The organism is Gimesia aquarii, assembly GCF_007748175.1.
Classification (GTDB): domain Bacteria; phylum Planctomycetota; class Planctomycetia; order Planctomycetales; family Planctomycetaceae; genus Gimesia; species Gimesia aquarii_A.
The window spans coordinates 2,951,733-2,974,073 of sequence record NZ_CP037422.1 but is presented as its reverse complement, the minus strand read 5'-3'; the positions used below and the strand labels follow the sequence as shown (position 1 = coordinate 2,974,073).

Here is a 22,341-nt window from a genome sequence, read left to right as displayed (position 1 = left end):
CTACGAATCAAGATCCTTGTTTTGCATTGATTATAAAACCGATCACAACTTTTGTTGCTGTGTTGGTTTATAGATCAAGTTGAACACGGAGGCCGACTACGAGGGCGTTGGGGTAGATGCCGGAGGGAGTGTTGATGTATTGGATGTCGGGTTGGACGCTCAACGTCGAATTGATTTTTGCTTTGTAAAACAGTTCCACCATGAACTCCTCGTCGGTGCCTCCTTCGGTGAGTTTGACCCAGCCCAGGCCCGCACCTGCTACATCTTCATCACGGCCGCGGAGCAGTCCCCTGTAGACAATGCCGGCGAGACCGTCTTCGGGGATCTCGGGAAAGGAAGAACTTCCATTGGTGTTGGTAGGATAATGTTGAGCGAAGAGGGAGAGTCCCTGTGGATTGTCGTCCGTGCTGTCGGCTTCGCGATATAGCATTTGTTCGATCTGAAGATAATAACCGAACGCGCGGGGGATTACGCCATCGGGGATCTCACCCGGAGTTTCGTAGGTTATGCCAAATGAGATGATGCCGGGGAGTTGATTTCGTGACGTGGTATAACGATATTCCAGTTCTGAAATGAACAGGATTGAACCATTTTGTGAGAACGTCCCCCTTTCATCAGTACGAAATGCATCCCAGACCCCAGTTCTGAATTTGAGAGAGGGATTAAGATTGATCATTGCCATCGCTGCCGAACTGGGAGCTGGAAATGAAGGGAGACCGGCTGAGGGAGAGAGTCCAAATGCGGAGTTGATAAAATCACTGGCCGTTTCCATGGTAATAAATTCTGTGCTTAAGTCCTGTCTGCCGATACGGAACATGACTGCTTCATCAAACAGATCGAGTTCCCACCAGAGCTCGCTGATCTGAGTGATATTATCGAGCGAGTCAATATTGCTGGTGATCTGTGTGGCACCGACATAAGGATTCAGCCCCCGGCCATGAGTATTTTGAAACAGGATCGTCGCGCGACCGGGAATCGGGAGTTCCATTTTCTGAAAATCAAAACTGAGCGCTAGATCAAGCAGGCCTTCGTATTGTGTCGCGTGTTTTGTACCGATTCCGCCATGCGCGTTGGTGAAGACTTCACCAAAATAGACGGGAGTTGCGGTAAATCCATTATCTTTGTTCAGCCAGGGACTCAGCAGCCGCGTGTCGGTTGCATCTGTCGAGAAATCTTCAGTGACGATTCGTTCCGGCGGTTCGATAGTTGTTTCTTCCTGCGCCCACGCTTGACTGGCTGCTTGAATCATGGTTAAAGCTAGAATCAAGAGAATCTGCTGGAAGAAATTTTGAAACCGCACAGTCCACTCCCCGTTACCGCTACAAATGAAATGCCAGAGAAAAATGTAGCGTTCTCTACCTTAATCGGCATATTCGATGGGGATGGTCCAGCCTGGCAGAATAGCGAAACTGGGTTGAGCTAAACGGCTTGTTTTTCTTTATTTGCCCTGCTGGACGTTGTTTACAGGGGCTATTTTGTCCGCAAGGTGTTTTCGCAGGAAGTCTTCGACCAGCTTGATCCGAGCGGTATCGTAAAATTCCGGACCGCCATGGGCGCCGCCGTGGATGACTTCAAATGTCACATTCCTTTTGTGCTTTTTGTAGGCACCATGCAATTCGTGGGACTGGTTAATAGGCACCTGCGGATCCTGATCGCCGTGGATGATCAGTAGCGGGGGATCTTTGGCATCGACATGAAACACGGGACTGGCCAGTTGGGCCAACTTCGGTTGATTAGTGGGATCATCGCCCAGCAGTAGCTGCAAGGCCGGGACACGCACACTTAATCCGTGCGGTGTGGACTGCTTGAGAATGGTCATGAAATTCGTCGGGCCGTAATAATCGACAATCGCTTCGACACTCGAAGATTCCTGATCGAAGTCACCGAGATCACCTTCGAGTTGCGGGTGACCGTTGGTCACACCCATTAACGCGACAAGATGTCCGCCGGCTGACGAACCGAGGATTCCGATCTTTCGGGCATTATAACCATATTTTGATGCCGAGCCGCGCAGGAAACGGATCGCTGCTTTGATGTCATGAATTTGAGCAGGAAACTTTGCCACAGGTGAGAGTCGGTAATCGGCGCTGGCAATCGCAAACCCATTTTTAACCAGCTGTATTAAAGGCATGTTGGATTTGGACCCTGCCCGCCAGGCACCGCCGTGAATCCAGACCAGGAGCGGCGGATTTGTTTTCGCTTCAGGTAAATACAGATCCAGCAACAAGGCATGCTTTCCCACCTTTGCATATTCAATATCTTTGATGCGCTGAATTGCTTCCTCACCAAAACTTCGAGCAGGAACAGTGAGCGGTACTATCAACAACAGCAGACTAAGAGTGTAGCGCGCTTTCATCGAAACTCTTTCCGTGTTTAAGCATGAACTTTGTTGTCAACGTGCCGACATCTTTTGCATGACGCGTGCAGTTGAGTCTTTCTGCTATAGAGCGTACCCAAGTTTGTGGTTTCTCGAAAGGTTAGCTTAGTTCCCGGATCGGGGTTCCGTGGGGAAGAATGGGCATGGGACGGCCGCTGCGATCGAGGAATTCGTGATGTTGGTCGATTCCCAGGAATCGATAGATCGTCGAGAGGAGGTCGTTCGGATCAAGTTTGTTGTCCTTGGCGTATTCTCCTTTAGCCGTCGTGGAGCCAATCACCTGCCCCATTGGTGCACCACCACCTGAGACAAGCACTGACATCGCGCCGGGCCAGTGGTCCCGTCCCGGTTGCATGACTTTGCTGCGGGTACCCGGTTGGACGGTGATGCGTGGAGTACGTCCAAACTCTCCCGAGACAATCAACATCACTTTTTTGTCGAGTCCCCGATCATAGATGTCTTCAATCAGTGCCGAGACCGCACTGTCAAAATGAGGCAACCGCACTCCCAGATCGTAATACAGGTCACCATTGATGGCGTGGATATCCCAGTTGCCGTGAATCCGGTTTTTTTGTGTGCCAGGAACATCAGGATTGTTCATGTACATGGTCACAAAGCTGCTGCCGGCTTCCACAAGGCGTCTGGCCAGTAAAGCGCGTTGCCCCCATTTGTGGCGACCATAGCGGTCACGAGTCGCGTCGCTTTCACGTGACAGATCAAAGGCCTCGCGCGCTTTATCACTCGTCAACAGGCTCAATGCCTGCTGGTTGATTTCATCCATTGATTCCATCGAACCTTTCAGATCGACGTCTCGGCGAAAGTGATCGAATGATTTTAACAAGTGCACGCGATCATCCAGTCGCTCTTTTAAGCCGTTCGCCAGTGACAGATTGGGCACTGTATATCCGGGTGCACCCGGGTTGCCTCCGACGACAAAAGGCATTGCCGATTCACCTAGATAGGCACTGCCCCCACCGTAAGCGCGAGCTGAACTGGCCACATAATTCGGGACACCCACGCGACGATGCTCACGCATACGGGAAACGATGGGACCCACTGTGGGGAATTCCGATATAGGACTGACGCTTTGTGTTTTACGACCACTTAAGAAACGAACGGAGCCGCGCGCGTGTTGCGAATCTTCGTGTGAAATGGAACGAATGATAGAAAACCGATCTGCCACCTTCGCATGTTTGGGTAACAGTTCGCAAATATTGATTCCGGGCGCACTCGTTGCAATCGGATTCAACTGCCCCCGATAATCACTCGGGGCGTCGGGCTTCATATCATAGGTTTCCATATGACTCGGCCCACCCAGTAACCAGATGAAAATGACAGCGGTATCATCATTACCGGCTGGCTGCGTGTTTGTGGCCTTTGCCATCGCACGCTTGAGCAAAAGATCCGACAAGCCCAAGCCTCCCAATGCTAGATAGCCTGCTTCAAGAAAGCTCCGCCGTGACATGGGACCGGGACAAAAGATGCTTTGACTGGGTTTCATGGTAATACCTTTGACTCACTGGATTTCGGAAGGAGAAAACATGGTGGGAGTTCATCAAACGCGGTATCAGAAAAAGTCTTGAAATACCGTCATATTGGATTTCGAAACTTTCTTAAATTTTATTGTACCCTGCTCTTCACACTACCGCAAGTAGAGAATCAGGCTGTGCTGTGATTCTTATGGTCGATGCATTTTTAGGAGGGAGAGTCAAGATTTGATTGGATAGAGAGAATGACTTTTTTGCTGCGCGTTACAAGCACATTGAGGAACGCAATCAAGAGACTGAAAACTAATGACAGGTAACACATTGGTATCCATCCAAAAGTGCGAGGACAGATAGGGCCTTTTATGAATTCGAAAACAGAACCGATTAGAGCCAAGGCTCCTACCATGAAAAGTCCTACCCAAAAGAGCCAATAGAACAATTGTCTCCAGGTACGGAGTATGATGGCACACAGCATCGTCAAATAACCAGTGAAAACCAGATAACAAACAGGAACCAGACCGAGAATGGGGCACGCTTCACCGGAATGGAATTGCCGCCATGAGAGTGTTCCACTACTCCACATGCCGAAAAGGACCAGGCCCAATAACATGATCCTTATCATCTTCGGCACCTCATATTAGTTGTGACCTGGATCTGTTACTTTTCTGATGGCTCTTTCACTGGAGCAGGCGCGGCGATGACAACCGTACTACCTGCCTCTCCCACATCACCCTTCACTGTTTCACCTGTTAGAAATTTAACTTCCACATCGGTGACATCAGCTCCATCGGTACCGATTGTGATGATCGGGGTAGAGTCTGCACAGAGCCCTTCTCCCTTTACGAAGGGGCGATGTAAAACGCGACCATCGGACAATGTAGCCTTGACCATTGCACCCACAGATCTCACGTTGTTTGGAAGCTGGACTTTAATCAAATTCTTTGATCCCTGATTACTGATGAATGCTTTTGAATTTCCTGCGAGATTGACATGTACGAGATCAGGAACTCCGTCCAGGTTGAAGTCGGCTGTTACAGGCGAGATACTATACCGCTTATTCACTACCCCTGCCTCCTTGCCAACTGCCGCAAACTCACCCGTGGTATTTTGCAGCATGAAGCGTCCCGGAAGTCGCAGGAAAGGAACTTTATGGGGCGGCAAGTCAACGAAGTTTTCTGAGACAACCAGATCAGGTCGACCGTCGAGATTAAAATCTTCAAACACAGCACCCCAGGAAAATTCATAGTCCGCAAGCTTCACTTTTTCGGCGGAGTCAGTAAATTTGAAATCGCCTTCATTGTGGAACATGATCCAGTCTGGATAGTAAACCTGATCCGCACGCAGGTCACCGCTTGCCATAAATGCGGGGGCAGTGGTACCGGTGTTCGAAAAAAAGAAGTCGACTAATCCGTCATTGTCGTAGTCGCTGACTGCAATTCCCATTGGATAACTATAGACTTCGGAATTCGGGTTGGGGATATTCTCAAACTTCATGTTACCCAGATTCTTCCAGGTGCGTACCTGGCCGGTATCATGGGCCACGATCAAGTCTTCAAGTCCGTCCTGATCCACATCAATGAAGACTCCCTGAAATGTATTATGCTTGTAATACAAACCTGATTCTTTGGTTTTGTCGGTGAATGTGTCATCGCCGTTATTAATGAATAAGGCGCTGGTACCGCCATAGCCTTCCTGGTTGAAGATATTCAGGCCTTCAATTAATTCCTTGCGAATATAACCCGAGACGTACATATCAAAATGGCCATCACGATTGATGTCGGCCACCGCAACGGAAAATGGAGTGGTGTCTTCGGCCATTTTCGCATCGAGCTTCTGTCGCGTGAACTTGCCCCCATCATTCTTATAGAGATAGATGTCACTCGATGTTGTGACAATTAAGTCATCGAAGCCGTTCTCGTCGACGTCGAGCGCGATTGCGCTCATGGTTGCTTCTTGACTCTCTTTCTCGTACCCCGTCTCTGCTGTGATGTCTTTGAATGTACCATCGACAAATCGAAAGAGCTTATCTTGTTGCCCTTCTCCACCGCCAAGGAACAACTCTTCTGCACCCTGATTGTCGACACTGATGACCGCACCTCCGGTAGATTGTATCGCGGTATCCTTTTTATAAATGTGCGTGAAATCGATATCCGATTCTGTGAACTTGGGAATGGTAATGCCAGCGGTGGAAACGTCATAGGGAATATTTGCATCCAGTTTGAACCGGATTGCGATGAATAAAACGGCAGCTAAGGGAATGAGTAACAGCAGGAGCAGATATTTTTTACGCGATTTTTTCTTTGGTGGTGCTTCGACTTTTGCCGTCTCTTCTTTTGCAGGTTCATTCATTGGGTTAGCTCCGATTTGTCTTGTGTCTTTTGGAAACACATTTGATTGAAGTTAGCTCTGTGATTCGTTTGTCAGTTGTTGACGAGTATCACCAAACAGCAGCGAACAGGTGAAGAAGATTGCAAAGGCGACATTCAATGCAATCGGCATGATGTATATACCAATGTTCTTGTTGATTGCATAGATCAGAAAACTCAAAAGAATCAGGACGATCGGGTTCACGGCAGCCATCCACCTTGGATAGCGCGTTTTACCAGTCAACACGAGGTAGACGTAGATTCCAGACAAAACCAAAGTGGTTATGCGGATGACTTGCAGCAGTGTTTCATATCGGAGTTGATACAGCTCGACCAGCTTTGTGCCTTCAATCAGATCCCCGTGATGAACCAGAGAGCCGATACTGGCGCGAGAACCCATCCAGACCGCACCGAAAATGAAACCATAGGCGGCAATCAGAAAGGCGGCAAAGGCAAGTTTGTTATTGGCCGGGCGGAGCATCTGATAAATGTGCCACGAGCCGAGGAAATAAAAGGGAATTCCGATCATGGCGAAGAAGTGACCTGCTGTCAGCCGCGATTCAGAAGTATCAAGCATGAAGTCGTAGCTGGTTTCGCTGAATCGCGCCAGAGGGTCGAAGTGAATCAAGAACTCGCCTGTTCCTACCAGGAGGGCGGCCAGTAATCCACATGCTGCTGTCAGTTTGAGGTTTAATTGCATGGTACTGTTCTTGAAACTTTTGAAATCAATGGATTGACTCGTCCAGTTGTCAATTATCGAGTCCAGGACAGCCATTTCTTAAACATGGATTTGATAAAAGGGGTTAGTCGGGTTCGGCTATATTGATCGCCTAGTTTGCGAATGGCTTCAGCCTGTGTGGGATAGGGGTGAATCGTGCCTCCAATCTTGGACAGACCGAGGCCATTCGTCATCGCCACAGTAATCTCTGAGATCATATCGCCTGCATTTTCAGCAACGATGGTCGCCCCCACGATTTGATCTGTCCTTTTTTTGGTGTGGACTTTGACAAAGCCTTCGTCCTGGCCTTCCAGGATCGCACGATCGACGTCGCTGAATTCTTGAAGATAGGTATCAATTTCAACGCCTGCGTCTTTTGCATCGTGTTCGTACATGCCGACATGTGCGATCTCGGGTGAAGTGTAAGTGGCCCAGGGAATGATCAAATCACTGGCTTTCTTTTTACCGAACGGTCCCATAGCGAATAGTGCATTTTGAATGACGATGCGAGCTTGAAAATCTGCGGCATGCGTGAATTTATATTTCGAACAGACATCGCCCGCGGCGAAGATACGTGGATTCGTGGTCTGCAAATTGTCATTCACTTCAACACCGGTCTGATCGAACTTGACATTCACCGCTTCCAGATTCAGACCATCAGTATTCGGTGCACGTCCCACTGCGACAAGCAGTTGATCGACAATCGTGTCGCTTTTCTCACCATTTTGAGTCACCGTGACACAAATTTTATTATCTTGAGAACGGCTGATTTGCATATCCTGGCTATTAAACATCAGCTTGATGCCATCATGCTCGAATTGCTTCTGGACGACAGACGCCGCATCAGAATCTTCACGCGGCAGGATATGTTCGGAACGTTCGAAGAGAAAGACTTCACTTCCAAATCGGGCAAACGACTGTGCCATTTCACTCCCAATCGGACCACTGCCTATAATTCCGAAGCGTTTGGGAAGTTCTGTCAGTGAAAAGAGTGATTCGTTCGTTAAATATTCTACTGAGTTGAGACCGGGAATCGGGGGCGCCGAGGCGCGTGCTCCGGCAGCGATGACTGCTTTCTTAAATTGCAGTTGTGATACAGAACCATCGGCGCGTGTAACGGTGACCGTATTGTCATCAACGAACGCCCCTTGGCCAAAGAAGACATCGATACCCAAGTCCTTGAATCGGTCCGCAGAATCATTGGGACTAATTTTTGCGCGAAGACGACGCATGCGTTCCATCGCTTTTCCAAAGTCGACCTTGGTACCTTCAGGAACATTCACACCGAACGGCTCGGCATCGCGAACGGATGCAGCCACGCGAGCAGCACGAATCACACCTTTGGAGGGAACGCAGCCTACGTTCAGACAATCACCCCCCATTAACTCGCGTTCGATTAATGCCACACGTGCGCCCAAGCCTGCCGCACCCGCGGCAGAGACAAGACCAGCTGTTCCTGCTCCGATGACAACGAGGTTGTATCTACCCGCTGGTGTAGGATTGGTCCAGACTGGCGGATGGACGTTCGCTTCGAGTTGTTGATTATGCTCGTCTTTAGGTAAAAGCTGGACTAGTTCGTGTTCGCTCATCATGTTCCTCTTTTGAGAAGTTGTGGTACTCATATCGAATGACTTCTTCTACGGGATTGATTTTATGTTACGGCACCATTTTCAGTTTCAGGTTGCACCTTTGATCGATTGAAAAATTTCATAGTGAATCGGACGATGAGAGGAAAAATGCCGAGCAGCACAAAGGCCACTATGATTTGGGTCAGTTGACTTGGGGTAAAAACGGCGTTGATCCCTTTTTCAGCGAGAGTTTGTAAATTGGGAACGCTGGAGCCGGCATACACATACACGAAGGTTCCTGCCAACATGCCCAGTTGACTGACCCACCAGAACGTAATGGTGCGGATGGGAGTTAAACCCATGACGGCATTGATCACAAAAAAAGGAACTGCGGGTATCAGTCGTAATGTAAACAGAAAAAAAGGTCCTTCTTTTTCAAGGGCCTGATTGAAGCTGGCAAGCCGCTCGCCAAATCGTTTCTGGATGGCATTGCGAAACAGGAACCGACTTAATAAAAAGGCCAGCGTTGCGCCTGCTGTGGATGCGAAACTGACCAGCAGAAAACCTCTCAACAGGCCAAAATACCAGCCAAACACAAGTGTCAAAACAGCCGCACCTGGCAGGGAAAGCCCCGTCACCAAAACATAGATCAAGAAGGCGACACCATAGACCAGAACGGGGTTTTCTTTTTGGAAACTGATAAGCTGAGATTCCTGCTGTGCCAGGCTTTCCAGGGTGAGCGCACTGCCGAATTGTGTGTAGGCGATAACGATCAGACCTGCGACAACTAGCAAGACAACCAGTTTCTTTGCGATTCCTGATGAGGCCTGTTGCTCTGGTTCTTGTGTCATCGGTCTGGTTCCTCGTTGCTAAAAAAGTACTACCTGGCCTTATGTAATATTGCTTTTAATGGATTCTATGAATATGTCGGGATACTCTCGGATTCCTTACAAAAAACATGTCAGTTTTTTTCATTCGCTGTTGATCGCCTTCAAATTTATTGAAAATCCCCTGTTTTATTTGTTTTTTTCTGGTCTGGACCTACTTTGAAAATTCGGTTGTCACCCCTACTAATCTCTTGGACAGCAACTCTTGCGACAACTCTAGTGAAAAAGACCTACCAACTCAAACTCAAATTACTAAATCTATTGCAAAGAAATTGTTCTTCTGACAATGCAGAATATTATGGTTGGCCTGCCAATCTCTCTTTGTCATGTGCAAAACCAGACTGCTCCTGAGACATGATGCAGCGAATACCTCAGTTTTTTGTTTCTTTGAAAGCATCTCTCATTCCTTTTTTCTTCAAAACGAGACGAATATTTTGGCGATTTGATTTTCGTTTTTTATCAAGAAGAAACTGTTTTTGATTTCTTTTGTAAGTTGTGCTACTCTGAGCCGTCCCATCTCTCAGAATGATGATATGAAATCAATTCTGCACGAAATACTCTAAAGGATCTATTTAATGGAATTCCAAAATTGCCAAAATGTTGACGACTTCATGTCAGGGCTAATCAAACGTAATCCAGGTGAACCGGAATTTCATCAGGCGGTTCGTGAAGTTGCCGAAAGCATCATTCCTTTTGTATTAGAGAACAAGAAATACCAGGAAGCTCAGATTCTGGAGCGAATGACCGAACCAGATCGTATCGTGATCTTTCGAGTGACATGGGAAGATGACCAAAATCGAATTCGGGCGAACCGAGCGTGGCGCGTCCAGTTCAACAATTCAATCGGTCCTTATAAGGGCGGGATGCGCTTTCATGCGAGTGTGACTCAAAGCGTGCTGAAATTCCTCGGTTTTGAACAGACCTTCAAGAATAGTCTCACCGGGCTACCAATGGGGGGGGCCAAGGGAGGTTCGAATTTCAATCCCAAAGGAAAGAGTGACAACGAAGTGATGCGATTCTGTCAATCACTCATGACCGAATTACACCGACACATTGGTGAAGACACGGACGTTCCTGCGGGTGATATTGGAGTGGGTGCGCGAGAGATCAGTTACCTGTTCGGTCAGTATAAGCGCCTCGAAAATCGATTTGTGGGAACACTTACTGGAAAAAGTCTGGAGTTCGGAGGTAGCCGTGTGCGGACCGAAGCCACCGGCTATGGTTGTATCTATTTTTGCGAGGAAATGTTTAAGAGCCAGGGGGAGAGTATCAGAGGTAAGACCGTCGGTATTTCAGGATCAGGAAATGTGGCTATTTATGCGGCAGAAAAAGCAGTGGAACTGGGAGCAAAAGTGCTCACGCTTTCGGATTCGTCAGGGTTTATTCACGATCCTGAGGGAATTGATGCAGAAAAGATCGCCTTTGTGAAAGATCTCAAAGAAGTAAGGCGGGGCCGAATCCATGAATATACTGAGAAATTTAACGCAGCTAGTTTTCATAAGGGGAAGCGTCCATGGAGTGTTCCCGTTGACATTGCGTTGCCGTGTGCGACCCAGAATGAAATTAGTGGAGAAGATGCAAAAACGTTGCTCGACAATGGGGTCAAAGCGGTTTGTGAAGGGGCAAACATGCCCACGGAATTAGAAGGCGCTCATGCTTTTCTGAATGCCAAGATTCTGTATGCACCCGCAAAAGCTGCAAATGCGGGTGGTGTTGCGGTATCCGGACTCGAACAAAGTCAAAATGCATTACGACTTTCATGGAGCCGAGAAGAAGTCGATAGCAGATTGCAGTCAATCATGAGTGACATCCATGAGAATTGTCTCCAACACGGCAAGACCGATGATTTCGTGGACTATGTCCGCGGAGCAAATATAGCAGGATTCATCAAGGTGGCTGATGCCATGCTGGCGTATGGAGTCGTTTAAAAAGAAAGAGACTGCGAAACATGTCAGATTTTTTTGAGCGAAGCCTCATCGTGCATGAACAATTGCGTGGAAAAATTGGTGTCATGGGTAAGATACCAATTAGCAACCGCGATGATTTATCATTGGCTTACACACCGGGGGTCGCACGACCATGCGAGGTCATTGCAAAAGATCAAAGCAAAGCGCGCGAGCTGACGATCAAGCACAATAGTGTTGCCGTTGTGAGTGACGGCTCTGCCGTACTCGGGCTGGGAAATATTGGTCCACATGCAGCGATACCCGTCATGGAGGGGAAAGCGCTGCTATTCAAAGAGTTCGCCAACATCGATGCCTGGCCAATCTGTTTGGATACGCAGCATGTTGACGAAATTGTGACGACAGTCAAACAAATCGCTCCCGTTTTTGGTGGAATCAATCTCGAGGATTTCTCGGCTCCCCGATGCTTCGAGATCGAACGGCGGTTACAGGAGATCGGCATTCCCGTTTTTCATGATGACCAGCACGGAACGGCGATTGTACTTCTTGCGGCATTGATCAACGCTGCGAAAGTATTAGATCGAGATCTCACAAAACTGAAAGTCGTCATTAATGGAGCTGGTGCTGCGGGTACGGCAATCGCGCGTCTCTTGCGATGTGTAGGGCATAGTACAGAAGTCTGTGTGTCAGTCAACGATGTTGTTGTGTGTGATTCAAAGGGGGCAATTCATAAAGACCGCTCTGATCTGGCAGAATACAAACAGGAATTGTTGCGGTATACGAATCGCAAGGATCGAGTGGGAACATTACAGGAAATGCTTGTGGGAGCAGATGTGTTCATTGGTGTGAGCAAAGGGAACTTACTTACAGTCGATGACGTTTCAAAAATGGCAAAAGATTCGATTGTGTTGGCGATGGCTAACCCTATTCCTGAGATTATGCCCGAAGACGCGAAACAAGGTGGTGCAGCCGTGGTGGGAACCGGACGCAGTGATTTTCCCAACCAGATCAATAATGTCCTGGCGTTTCCGGGAATTTTTCGAGGTGCTTTGGATGCTTGCGCTCCTGCGATTTCGGAAGAAATGAAAATTGCGGCGGCGCATGCCCTGGCTGATGCGACGACTGATCCGACTCCAGATCGCGTCTTACCCGATCCGTTAGATCGGAGTGTCGCACCTCAAGTGGCTGATGCTGTCGCTAAGGCTGCCAGTCTGTCCTGAAAAAATGGTGTCGTTGCTTCAACCGCCAGTGCGACGTTGAGTGAACGTGCTCTTCTTGTTTGTCACAACACGGTCAGGCTTTGGGACTGCCGCTTTCATGAGGCTGGATCTGTCTAGAACCCCCTTTTGAGACTCATTGGTTGACTTTTCCTGAGTGCGTTTTTTGGCACTCGCGGCGAGTTTCTTCTTGGCGACGCGTCGTTCGCGTTCCTTCTTTTTTTGTTGTTTATTCTTAGCCATTGGGCGATTCTCCGGTGAGACGTATATATCGACTCTGATCGATCTCTAGGTCGGTCTGTTAAAATGTCATTATTTTCATTCTAGCAGAGAGAGACATTGAGGGATAGAATGGTTCGCCAGATGTGATAAAAAACAGCACTTATGTAATTGGTAGCGTTAAAAAACAGCTTTCAGTTAAGAATTAGATCGACAAACCATGCAGGAAGAAGCAGCTTATCTTTGTGATGCCTGTGGTGAAGATATCGTCATTCCCATTGATATGTCGGCGGGAGCCGTTCAAGAGTATGTCGAAGATTGTCCGGTCTGCTGCCATCCGAATGTGGTTCACGTCGAAGTTGAGCCAGATGGAGCTATTCGGGTTTGGGCAGAGGGTGAATAACCGCCTCTGAAGAGCATCAATGTGAATCTGCTTCAGGTCCGACAAACCGAAAACGAGGGATCTGCTCCCCCTCCACATCAAGCATTTCCAGAAACATTTCTTTTGGTCGAACCCAGAGTCCTCGCTCGCCATAGTCTTGTCGATAGACAACCAGTTCTTCTTCGGTCTCACTGTGACGTGCTACGCCAATCACAATATATTCATTGCCCTTATAATGTTGGTAACGCCCGTTTTTCATGCCAATTCCTCTTGTGCCAATGTTTGGGCCATCGCTTGTTGAAGTGGACAATCTGCTGAAACAGATTCACCTCGACGATATTGGTTTAATAACTCGTTAGAGCGTTGCGCCAGCATGCGCCTTACTTCGCGCCGTTTCCCTTTGACTCTTGGAATTGTCATCATGTCGTAGGCAGTGGTCTGGTGTCGCATCCAGGCGATGACGGCTGCTTCAGCTCGCTGTTCAACCGGGATTCTCTTGGTTCGAGCAACCGTACCACTTCCGACGGGGGTCGCATGTTGGGTGATAGCATGTGCCATTTGATGTGCTAAGTCTTTATAATCGGGATGAAAATCAAGAAATGTGCAGACGGCACGAAAGAAATCATCGACGTATTCCGTTTGAATTTTCTCTCGTCGGCGGGCACTTGCGGCTTTACGTTTGGCATACTGTTCTGTTGAACGTTCTGCTTCTAATGCTTAGCGAATTTGATTAATGGTGGTTGCCGGTGCCCAAACTCCGTGAGAGAAAATTTTTCTGCCCTTCTTTTCCTGAACGATCCAGTGGTCGCCTGCTGCTTTCACACGGCGAGTCAATGCGGCATCACCGGGATGCAGTAAATTCCAGCCTTCAGGGGGCGATACCTCTTTGCCGTCAGCAGATTTTACAGTCTCTGGCGTGGAACCCGGTGAGAAAATAGAGTTGCTCATTGTCCTTCAACATCCTTGTCCGGATTATAATTTTGTCGTGTTAAGTCCTAGTCTGATGTGACTGTGAGATCATGTGTATGGTATTGATGGCACTGTAAGCAACTTTGTGTCGCCGTTGATTTATTATGACAAGTAACACATGTTTGCCGACTGATCGGCTGGAAGCCGCTGGTACAGGTTTGCCGGCTATTACGATTGATCTGCCAGAATAAATTGGTTTGATTGCGAGTGAAATAATCACTCTGCAAAGTCTGGAGCTCCTCTTTTACAGACTTCTCAAACTGATGGCAATGAACACAGTTGTTTTTTTGATCTGTGATAAGATGTGGTGCATGTGAAAATCTTGTGAATTGCTCTTCGGATTGATGCGACTGGAAAGGCAGCCAATTGATTGTTGAAGTTCCGTTTTCCCGATTTTCATCGACAGAGTGGCAGAGAAGACAGCGACCTGACGCCAGCGCACCATTTGACGCCTCCGTCCCGGAAGCAGTCGGGTTTGAGAAAATCCGCCACATGTTCGAATCATCTAATGATTCTGTTTTCGTTTGAATGACTTGATCTAACCAGCCTTTAATGAGCGGATCAGCATGTCCAATGGGGCGATAGCGAATGGTGAAATCTGCTTCTGAAAGATACCAGCCATTCGCTTTGTTGATCGGCAATGTGCGTGGCGATTCTTGATTTTGTTTCTTTGGCTCATTCAGGATTGGTTTTTTCTCCAGATGGTTTTTCATTTCCGTAGACAGATTTGGAAACCAGATTTGCTGAGCCTGCGATAACGTGGGAATAATAGAAGGTCTGAGATTTAAGTATTCTGGTGCTCTGTTTTTCAGACGTTGCTTTAATGCCGCTTCACCCTGATTAGTAATGTCATACAGCAATTTTTTAATTGCCCAGGCAATTTCAGCTACCGCAGCGTGTTGTTCTGACATCGTATTATTTAGTTTGCGGTAATCGAGATCTCCCAGTTGTTCGATGGCATTTTGATATTGAGGATCATTTGCAAGCAGCAATTCCATGAACTGTGGTAACTTGGCGGTCTGGAACGTCCCCTGAGTGTTCGGCCACTCTCCCTGACCCTGGATCATGGAGGGAGCGATGACGGGGAGTGCAAAAAATGGAACACCTGGAAATTCAATATCTTCAATTTGAGGCTCATGGCAACTGGCACAGGTCTTTTCAAAGCTCCCCGTCAGCATGATGCGACCTGTGGCATCTGGAGTATGACAAGAGCGACAAGAGTCTGGCTTTTGCCCATTTGGCATCGTACGTTTGAACTCGTCTTTCACAAAATAACGATTAAGGTGTGCCGCATGATCAAAATAAATCCGTGATCGGCGTTCGTAAGGATAGTCTTCAAAAGTGGGATGTCCGTGTTCGAAACTCTCAAATTGCCTGGTATGACATGACTGGCATTGAAGGTCTGTTAAATGTGTGAGACTTGCTTCTCTGCCATGATGTTCGCGATGACAGGTGGAGCAGGCAAGTTGATGGTTTGTCGCAGGGGGTCCCGTGAATGCAGCAAGCTTCAAGGCGAACGGTGTTGATGTAATCTCACTCTTTGCTTGAAACTGTTCTGTGATCTCAGTTAATCGGTCTGTCGAGACTCCATGTACAAAGAGGGCATTCTCACCCATTTCTGTGTGGCATTTCAGGCACAGCGCTGAATCTTTCAGTGCTGCTTCTCCGTCAAACGCAGTCTGAATCCAGGTTGTGAGCCCTCCTTCTGCCGCAGTGTGGCAGGCACTACAATTTGATTCCAGATTGGCATGTGATTTGGTGACTTTTCCGGGAGTCAGTAGAGTCGATGCCGTGAAGCGGTTGAAAGAAATGAGACACAATGTCCCGGCAATCATCGCTGCGAAAATTCCCAGGAGAAGGCGTTTTGCAAGCAGACTGCGTCGCGGCTGGCAGTCTGTCTTAGGCTGACAGCAGGTTCCCTCAGCAGACGGGCCTTCTTTGCACTTACCGCCATTTACTACAGAACGCGTACAAGTATATCGCCCCCCCTTCTCCTCTGGTTGGCAACGGCTTTGAAATTGACATTCACCTTTACTACTGGGACCTAATCGGCAAGGCGTGCCTGACTCACAGACACGCCCACAAACCCAACTATCCTTGGGGCGTTCATAATTGCTGCTCTTCCAGTCGAATGATTGTAACGGTTCAGTCATCCACTCGTACTCGCAAAGGCACAAACGGCGATTGTATGAAACAACGCAAAGAGAATCAGTGAGTATGTTAATGGCACATGCACGAAGAGCCATAGCTTTAGTAACGCTTGCAATGCATATTGGTAGTCGAGATCATCTTTTTGCTGAATTAGCTCGACGATTTGCTGCATTGTGATTTGTTCCTGCTCGTTGAGAAACGGTTTCATCGCCGTGATCTTTTGCGATAAGTGATGTCGATGGCGTTCTGAATGCAATATGTGTCGCATCAGGTTACTGGGACCTTCAAAAAATGCTTGTAAATGTTTCTGATAGAAATCAGGAATCGCTTTACTGGCAGCGGAATCTTGATTGTCAAATACCAATGATTCAACTTTATCGAGTATGTTACGTCGATGGATTGGAATGCGTTCGAAAATGACTTCTTCTCCACGAGATGAGAGTCGGTACGGTATGCTACGCGACAAAAACCATCCGATGACACCACTGAGAAACACAGTCAGGTATGAAAGGAACAGGAGTGTTTCAAAAAAGCCATTGGGAATCCGAAATTTTACATGGAGGGCAAACAGTAAACAGGAGAAGAGTCCGATGAAGATATGAAACTGAAGCCAGGCAGAGGTACTTCCCATTGATAGAAACGAGAATGTTTTACGCAGCTGATAACTTGCCAGAATAAAGATACAGATCAACAAAATTGTTCCGCTGGCAAATGATGTTTTTGAGAGTGTGATGGAAAAGAAATAATAGCCTGCAATCATGAGTAAAGAAAGAATTGCAAACGCAGCGACAGTGAATCTTTGCTGGAAGAGAAGATTCCTCATGGCGAAAACACCTCTTCCACTTTGGATGCATCATGCATGTCAACACGGAATAGAGCATCATGAGGACAAGCACGCTCACACGCAGGGCCACTTTTCTGGTCAATACAAAGATCACACTTTGTAGCCTGTGTGAGTGGGACGTGAGATTTGGAATCGACAATGATCTCGCCTTTTGAATCTCGAATATCGACCATACGAATGGCGTCAAAAGGACAATTACTTGCACACTGAGCACAGCCGATACAGGTTTGCTCATTGATGACAATATCACCATGATCGAGATCACGTTGAATCGCGGCGGTAGGACATTCAATCATACAGATCGGATCAACACAGTGCAGACAGGCGTTGGGAATCATGTATTGATTGAGGATCGGCCCATGCCGAACAAAACGAGGGTTATTGTCATGCGCTGTGGCACACGCTCGTACGCAATCATCACAGCGTGTACAACGATCAAGATTGATCACCATCAAGGAAGTCCCTTGTACGTAATGGTGATCAACGAGCTGACTAAGGAGGAGGTCATCATGTAATTTGACCGTATGACTGCCTGTAGGGCGGCAGGTGTTTGTCTTTTTATTTGATGGTATGATTTCGGGAGATTGTTTGGCTTGGAGAATCTCTTCAACCAGTGGAGTGGGAACGAGTACTGCATTTAAATGGCCGATGGCACTGAGTTGAGTACGACAGGCTACCGGAGTGAGAGACTCAAGTTCTGCTTGAATTTCGTCTAATCCAAAGATCTGGCCGGGTGACAAATAGCCGACTGTGCGTCGTCCGTTGTAATGGCGTTTACTGATTCTTGCCAGGCCACTGCGAATCATCACGATGCCGTTCGGGTAATCCCCTTCTTCAATGATGACCGGTTCTCCCGCATCAGTATTGTTATCGCCGTCTTTTATTAATTCCTTAAACGGCTTGTGAGAGTCGTAGTTGCCGTAAGTATGAAATTCGACTTGATCCACGATCCGTTGCAGCAACTCTGGTTCACAGTCGTGAAACAGAGGGTCGGTTCGCAAAAAAGCAGCCAGCGCGCGCTCTCGAAAGACGTCTTCAATATACTGCTTCAGGCTTCTGTTTCGATCATACCGCAGGATATCGCGAATTCCCTGCCAGCGGATTTCGAGAAGTTGCGACACACCTTCCGAGAAAACTGTGGTGACACGGCTGGTTCGTCCCAAGGCAGCCAGTTCTCCAAACCAGTGGCCTGCTTCAAGTTTTGCAGTCCGATATTTGTCGAGTACCGCTGAAACTTCTTGAAGATAAATTCGAGTCTTTCCATGCGAGATACGTGTGTTGAACGTCGGTTTGTTACCGGTTGAAGCAATTTCGCGAACTTCAGGATGTTTGTTATTTTTCCAAAGTTGAGCGATCGATTCAAAAAACGTTTTTACCTTGCTGACGCGACGTCCCAGTATTTCATCGGGTAACGAAGTCTGTTTCCGTTCCAGATCGACACGAACCGTTCCTGAAAGCACGAAAAAGGCGGAATTCCCCCAGTCACCTCGCCTTATAATGATATCGCCATCATCAAACCCTATGATTCGAGAATCATTCTTCATGATTTCACGAAGTGGTAGCGATTTCTTAAACCCTTCGGGATCGATTTGAGAAAAGGGAGGTGATTGCAGAAGCGAGTCAACAATATCATCAGTCATCTCATCTTCACTCCCGACTTCGAGTGAGAAGGGTTTATCCCAGCGACGTGGTCGTGAAATGGATGGGTCTGACATAGCGTAAGCGCTTGTTTGTGACTTGAAAAATGAAAGACGGTTTAGTTTTTGAGATATTTTTCTTTGTATTGTTGGGAAAAGTGTGGTGGTAATTGGTTAATCATTGTGTCCAGGCCTGCCAGTTTTGCACCATTGTGATTTTTAGCGAACAGTTTCGCTTGCTCTGCCACTTGATCTGCTGCCTGGCTATACGTTGTCTTGTCACTTGGCTGAGGCACAAACAGCGTTCCCAGAAGGGGCGTGATCAAAGTGGTCACCTTTTGAACTTCGGGTGTAGGAGCAAATGCATTGATTTGTGAAAGCTTGGCATTCGCAGCCGCGGCAGTGCCTGCAATTTGAGGGATGACAGCTGGATTCGTTGCATCTGCACGTTGACGCAGTGCTGCCTCTAATTGAGTCAGAGTGCCGACGACAAATTTGACCCGTTTGCGATTCTCGGCCGTTCCGCCGGTGCGTTCCATCCAGAGTGTGGGGGCATCTGCGTTCTTTGTTTTATCAACCAGAAAGTTGTGTTTCAATTCTCCACTCGACCAGGATGCAAAATCAAAGGCACTCGCTGACTTGTGTCCCGCGGCAATTAACTTCTCATTGCCAATAATATGGCATTTCATGCAGGCCTTCGAGAGACCATAGAGATTGGAGGAACGGATCATCCCCGCTTCATCACAGTGTTTGAGACGTGCTTCCCGATGTTCTGCAGTTTCTTCAGCCCGCGGAATCGGCATGCTGGCATGATAAGACTGATGACGATTCAGCCAGCCGTCTTTTCCCCCCGCGGCGCCATGGCATGATTCGCATGAGACACCCGAGATGACTTTCACTTTACCGTCTCGCACTGCTTTTGTGGCGTGACAGTCGGCACACATGGAATCCGCCAGCAAGCTGGCACTTGTGATTCCCATGGCGGTTGCATACTTCTTTGTATTGCCCTCAAACTTGTAGAGCCGCATATCGGGCGATTGCGCATGCACTGTTTTCATCCAGGTTGCCACTTCAGAGGGGTGACACTTCTTGCAGTCTGCATTGGTGACTCCCATGATCTTTTTGATCTTTTCTTGTTTGCTCTCAACATTTGTTGCAGCCACTGATTCGGTTGCGTACATCTCTTCCGAGAAAGTGGATACAACAATTTGCAGGAGCAGGCAAACAAACATCATCAAAAACAGACAATTGATTGGTTTAAGTCGACGAATTCTGCATGAAGTGCAGTTCATTATAGAAACTTTCTATGTCTGAATTAGGAGAAGGGATATAGCAATTTTGTCAATTATCGTGGTCTGTTTTCGCCAAAGAACTGCCGGAATGTATGACCTGTCGAGTACATGTAAATCGAAAGGAAAATTTACAACATACACATAAGTAACGGTGGATGCTCACCGTTTACTACTCGAAAAATTGACTTTTTTGTTAGAAAAAAACGTGACTATTTAAGGAAAGGGGTGTTGCCATTCATCCAAAAATGCGTTTTGAATACTGGGCTTTGTGATCATATCTCTATCAGACGGGTAGAGAGAGTCAAAGTCAATCCCATATTGGATCACATCTGAAAGTCAATGACAAAACGGAACTCAACAATGATGCATCTCATTGCAACAGGCTCAAGACCAGGCGAAAAGATTGAATGGGATATTCCTGACTCGAAGACATTGTTGTTAGGTCGAAGTGCGGAGAACGACTTCGCAGTTCCCTGGGATTCCACCATTTCACGGATGCATGCAGAATTCGAACGGCACCAGAGACGTCTCAATATTCGCTGTTTTCCCAGTGTGAGGAATCAAATCTGGTTCGACAATCAGTATTACAGTGAGTTGAGTGTATCGGTCGGCGAGAAATTTCAAATTGGTGCGACAGAATTTCAATCGGTCGATCGAACGCCGAACTCAGGCATATTACAAATCCTGGATGACCTGGATACTGATTCTGATATTCTGACGGAATTCAGCTTACGTACGACAGATTTGAGAATCGAGGCCGTTTCCAAATTAGTGCCAACATTATGGCTTTGCAAGGACAAAGATAATCTGGCTAGTCAAGCGGCTCAAATACTCAAAGATGTGATGAACCATGCAGATGTCGTGGCAATCATCGAGAGCGACGGTGAAAAGAAATGGAGTGTTGTCCATTGGGAGCAGCCGGTTCCGGGGTTCAGGCGTGTGTCGATTGTCAGGTCCTTGGTACGTGATGTCTTGAAGAAAAATGAAACAGCAATCGAAGTGGAGAAGAACCGAACGGGAGCACCGCTGGCAAATGGACGATGGGCTTTTTGTACGCCGGTAAACACAGATGGAAATAAGAAGTGGTGTCTTTATACTTGTGGTCGTTATGGTGAAGAATCACCTTCAAAGGCATATTTATCAACGGATGACTTACAGGACGATTTGAATCTGGTTGAGTTGGTGGCCCAAATGCTGTCTGCGATTCGTCGAGTGCATGAGCTGGAAGACCGGTTTTCCGGGATTCAGCAGTTCTTTTCACCCGCCATCATCAAAATGGTCTCCAAAGATGATGCCAAACACACTCTGGAACCAACAGAAACCGACACAGCAGTTTTGTTTTGTGATCTGCGAGGATTCTCCCATATGACAGAGCAGGCTGGTAAGAATCTACATCATTTTCTGGGGCGATTAAAAAATGCGTTGGGAGTCATGACTCAGAGTATTAGCGGTCAGAATGGTGTGATTGCCGATTTTCAGGGAGACAGTGCACTCGGGTTTTGGGGCTGGCCTTTGCCGTTGTCTAAAGGTGCGATTCCGGCCTGTCTGGCAGCGCTGCGCATTCAAAGAATGTTTAAAATATCGAACAGTTCTAAGGAAAATGAACTCAGTGGATTTGAAGTTGGAATTGGAATCACCCGTGGTCAGGCAATCGCTGGAAAAATTGGGACCAGGGAGCAGGCGAAAGTCGGTGTATTTGGTCCTGTGGTGAACCTGGCATCTCGACTGGAAGGCATGACAAAGCAGATTGGCGTTCCCATTCTCATCGATGAGCAAACGGCTTCCGATGTGCGCAACCTGCTTCCTGAAACGGAAGGACGTTGTCGACGTATCGGAATATTTCGTCCCGCCGGATTTGAAACACCATTTCCCATTTATGAATTACTGCCTTCTGAAGGGAAAAGCTCGATCTCAAATCGGAATATTCTAGATTTTGAAGCAGCAGTCGAGGCGTTTATTGAAGGAGATTGGGAACGCGCACTTGACTTGCTAGGGCATTTGCCACCGAAGGATCGTGCCAAAGATTTCTTGCTGCTTCAGATTGCTTGTAACAATTACAAGGCACCAGCAGATTGGGATGGTGTCATTTCTCTTGAGAAGTAAGTCGAAGTAGAGATCTTCTTGGTATTTTGAAAGGGCATGCTTTCATTACTTTGCGCGCGAATGAAATGGCATTCATTTAGGTGTCAACTGCTTGGTAGATCCAATGTTGAGATATTAGGGTGGCTGCGTTGAATGCTAGTTAAGTCGGTGAATTTGTCGCTCATCTTTTCCTGGATACTTGCCAATCAACTCTGTTAATTCGTTAACAGAATGTTAATTT

The 22,341-nt window shown here is 47.5% G+C and carries 18 protein-coding genes and 1 pseudogene; 4 read left to right on the top strand and 15 right to left on the bottom strand.

Going from position 1 to position 22,341, the window contains the following annotated elements; all coding sequences use genetic code 11:
- Positions 1-67 precede the first annotated feature (67 nt).
- The 8 genes from V202x_RS11620 to V202x_RS11585 form a co-directional block, all read right to left on the bottom strand.
- A complete protein-coding gene (locus V202x_RS11620) occupies positions 68-1,300 on the bottom strand; it encodes a carbohydrate porin (protein ID WP_145174619.1) in 1,233 nt (410 codons plus the stop codon).
- A gap of 138 nt (positions 1,301-1,438) precedes the next feature.
- A complete protein-coding gene (locus V202x_RS11615) occupies positions 1,439-2,323 on the bottom strand; it encodes an alpha/beta hydrolase (RefSeq protein ID WP_232098952.1) in 885 nt (294 codons plus the stop codon).
- A gap of 154 nt (positions 2,324-2,477) precedes the next feature.
- Positions 2,478-3,878: a DUF1501 domain-containing protein gene (locus V202x_RS11610; RefSeq protein ID WP_145174615.1), complete on the bottom strand. Its 1,401-nt coding sequence runs from the start codon at positions 3,876-3,878 to the stop codon at positions 2,478-2,480.
- 194 nt (positions 3,879-4,072) lie between these two features.
- Positions 4,073-4,486: a hypothetical protein gene (locus V202x_RS11605; RefSeq protein WP_145174612.1), complete on the bottom strand. Its 414-nt coding sequence runs from the start codon at positions 4,484-4,486 to the stop codon at positions 4,073-4,075.
- Between the two features lie 35 nt (positions 4,487-4,521).
- A complete protein-coding gene (locus tag V202x_RS11600) occupies positions 4,522-6,213 on the bottom strand; it encodes an FG-GAP repeat domain-containing protein (protein ID WP_145174609.1) in 1,692 nt (563 codons plus the stop codon).
- Positions 6,214-6,264: 51 nt separating this feature from the next.
- On the bottom strand, positions 6,265-6,930 hold the full coding sequence (locus V202x_RS11595) for a DUF6796 family protein (RefSeq protein ID WP_145174606.1): 666 nt from the start codon (positions 6,928-6,930) through the stop codon (positions 6,265-6,267).
- A 53-nt stretch (positions 6,931-6,983) separates the two neighbouring features.
- Positions 6,984-8,537 (bottom strand): mercuric reductase, encoded by a 1,554-nt coding sequence (locus tag V202x_RS11590; RefSeq protein WP_145180549.1) that lies wholly within the window; start codon positions 8,535-8,537, stop codon positions 6,984-6,986.
- Positions 8,538-8,599: 62 nt separating this feature from the next.
- Positions 8,600-9,367, bottom strand: coding sequence for a TVP38/TMEM64 family protein (locus tag V202x_RS11585; RefSeq protein WP_145174603.1), 768 nt, complete (start codon positions 9,365-9,367; stop codon positions 8,600-8,602).
- Positions 9,368-9,978: 611 nt separating this feature from the next.
- Between V202x_RS11585 and gdhA the strand changes: the two genes are divergently transcribed.
- Together gdhA and V202x_RS11575 are read left to right on the top strand one after the other, a co-directional pair.
- Positions 9,979-11,331 carry an NADP-specific glutamate dehydrogenase gene (gene gdhA / locus V202x_RS11580; protein WP_145174600.1) on the top strand — a complete coding sequence of 451 codons (1,353 nt, stop codon included), beginning with the start codon at positions 9,979-9,981 and terminating at the stop codon, positions 11,329-11,331.
- Between the two features lie 20 nt (positions 11,332-11,351).
- A complete protein-coding gene (locus V202x_RS11575; RefSeq protein WP_145174597.1) occupies positions 11,352-12,527 on the top strand; it encodes an NADP-dependent malic enzyme in 1,176 nt (391 codons plus the stop codon).
- A gap of 18 nt (positions 12,528-12,545) precedes the next feature.
- On the opposite strand, the gene V202x_RS11570 is transcribed toward V202x_RS11575, so the two are convergent.
- The gene (locus tag V202x_RS11570) at positions 12,546-12,767 is read right to left on the bottom strand and encodes a hypothetical protein (protein ID WP_145174594.1); all 222 of its coding nucleotides are present in this window, start codon (positions 12,765-12,767) and stop codon (positions 12,546-12,548) included.
- A gap of 196 nt (positions 12,768-12,963) precedes the next feature.
- Between V202x_RS11570 and V202x_RS11565 the strand changes: the two genes are divergently transcribed.
- Positions 12,964-13,146: a CPXCG motif-containing cysteine-rich protein gene (locus tag V202x_RS11565; RefSeq protein WP_145174591.1), complete on the top strand. Its 183-nt coding sequence runs from the start codon at positions 12,964-12,966 to the stop codon at positions 13,144-13,146.
- A 16-nt stretch (positions 13,147-13,162) separates the two neighbouring features.
- Here V202x_RS11565 and V202x_RS11560 read toward each other — a convergent pair whose 3' ends face one another.
- From V202x_RS11560 to V202x_RS11535, 6 genes and pseudogenes are all read right to left on the bottom strand, one after another.
- Positions 13,163-13,384 (bottom strand): DUF1653 domain-containing protein, encoded by a 222-nt coding sequence (locus V202x_RS11560; protein ID WP_197993348.1) that lies wholly within the window; start codon positions 13,382-13,384, stop codon positions 13,163-13,165.
- A pseudogene (locus tag V202x_RS28125) lies at positions 13,381-14,073 on the bottom strand (DUF2293 domain-containing protein). Before V202x_RS28125 ends, V202x_RS11560 begins: the two are co-directional and overlap by 4 nt.
- Positions 14,074-14,120: 47 nt before the next feature.
- On the bottom strand, positions 14,121-16,247 hold the full coding sequence (locus V202x_RS11550; RefSeq protein WP_145174589.1) for a hypothetical protein: 2,127 nt from the start codon (positions 16,245-16,247) through the stop codon (positions 14,121-14,123).
- On the bottom strand, positions 16,244-17,068 hold the full coding sequence (locus V202x_RS11545; RefSeq protein WP_145174586.1) for a hypothetical protein: 825 nt from the start codon (positions 17,066-17,068) through the stop codon (positions 16,244-16,246). Before V202x_RS11545 ends, V202x_RS11550 begins: the two co-directional genes overlap by 4 nt.
- Complete coding sequence (locus tag V202x_RS11540; protein WP_145174583.1) at positions 17,065-18,804, bottom strand: cyclic nucleotide-binding domain-containing protein; 1,740 nt, start codon at positions 18,802-18,804, stop codon at positions 17,065-17,067. Before V202x_RS11540 ends, V202x_RS11545 begins: the two co-directional genes overlap by 4 nt.
- Before the next feature lie 41 nt (positions 18,805-18,845).
- Positions 18,846-20,018 (bottom strand): cytochrome c family protein, encoded by a 1,173-nt coding sequence (locus V202x_RS11535; protein WP_145174580.1) that lies wholly within the window; start codon positions 20,016-20,018, stop codon positions 18,846-18,848.
- Positions 20,019-20,378: 360 nt separating this feature from the next.
- Here V202x_RS11535 and V202x_RS11530 point away from each other — a divergent pair, with 360 nt between their 5' ends.
- A complete protein-coding gene (locus tag V202x_RS11530) occupies positions 20,379-22,121 on the top strand; it encodes an adenylate/guanylate cyclase domain-containing protein (protein WP_197993347.1) in 1,743 nt (580 codons plus the stop codon).
- The last annotated feature ends 220 nt before the right edge of the window (positions 22,122-22,341 follow it).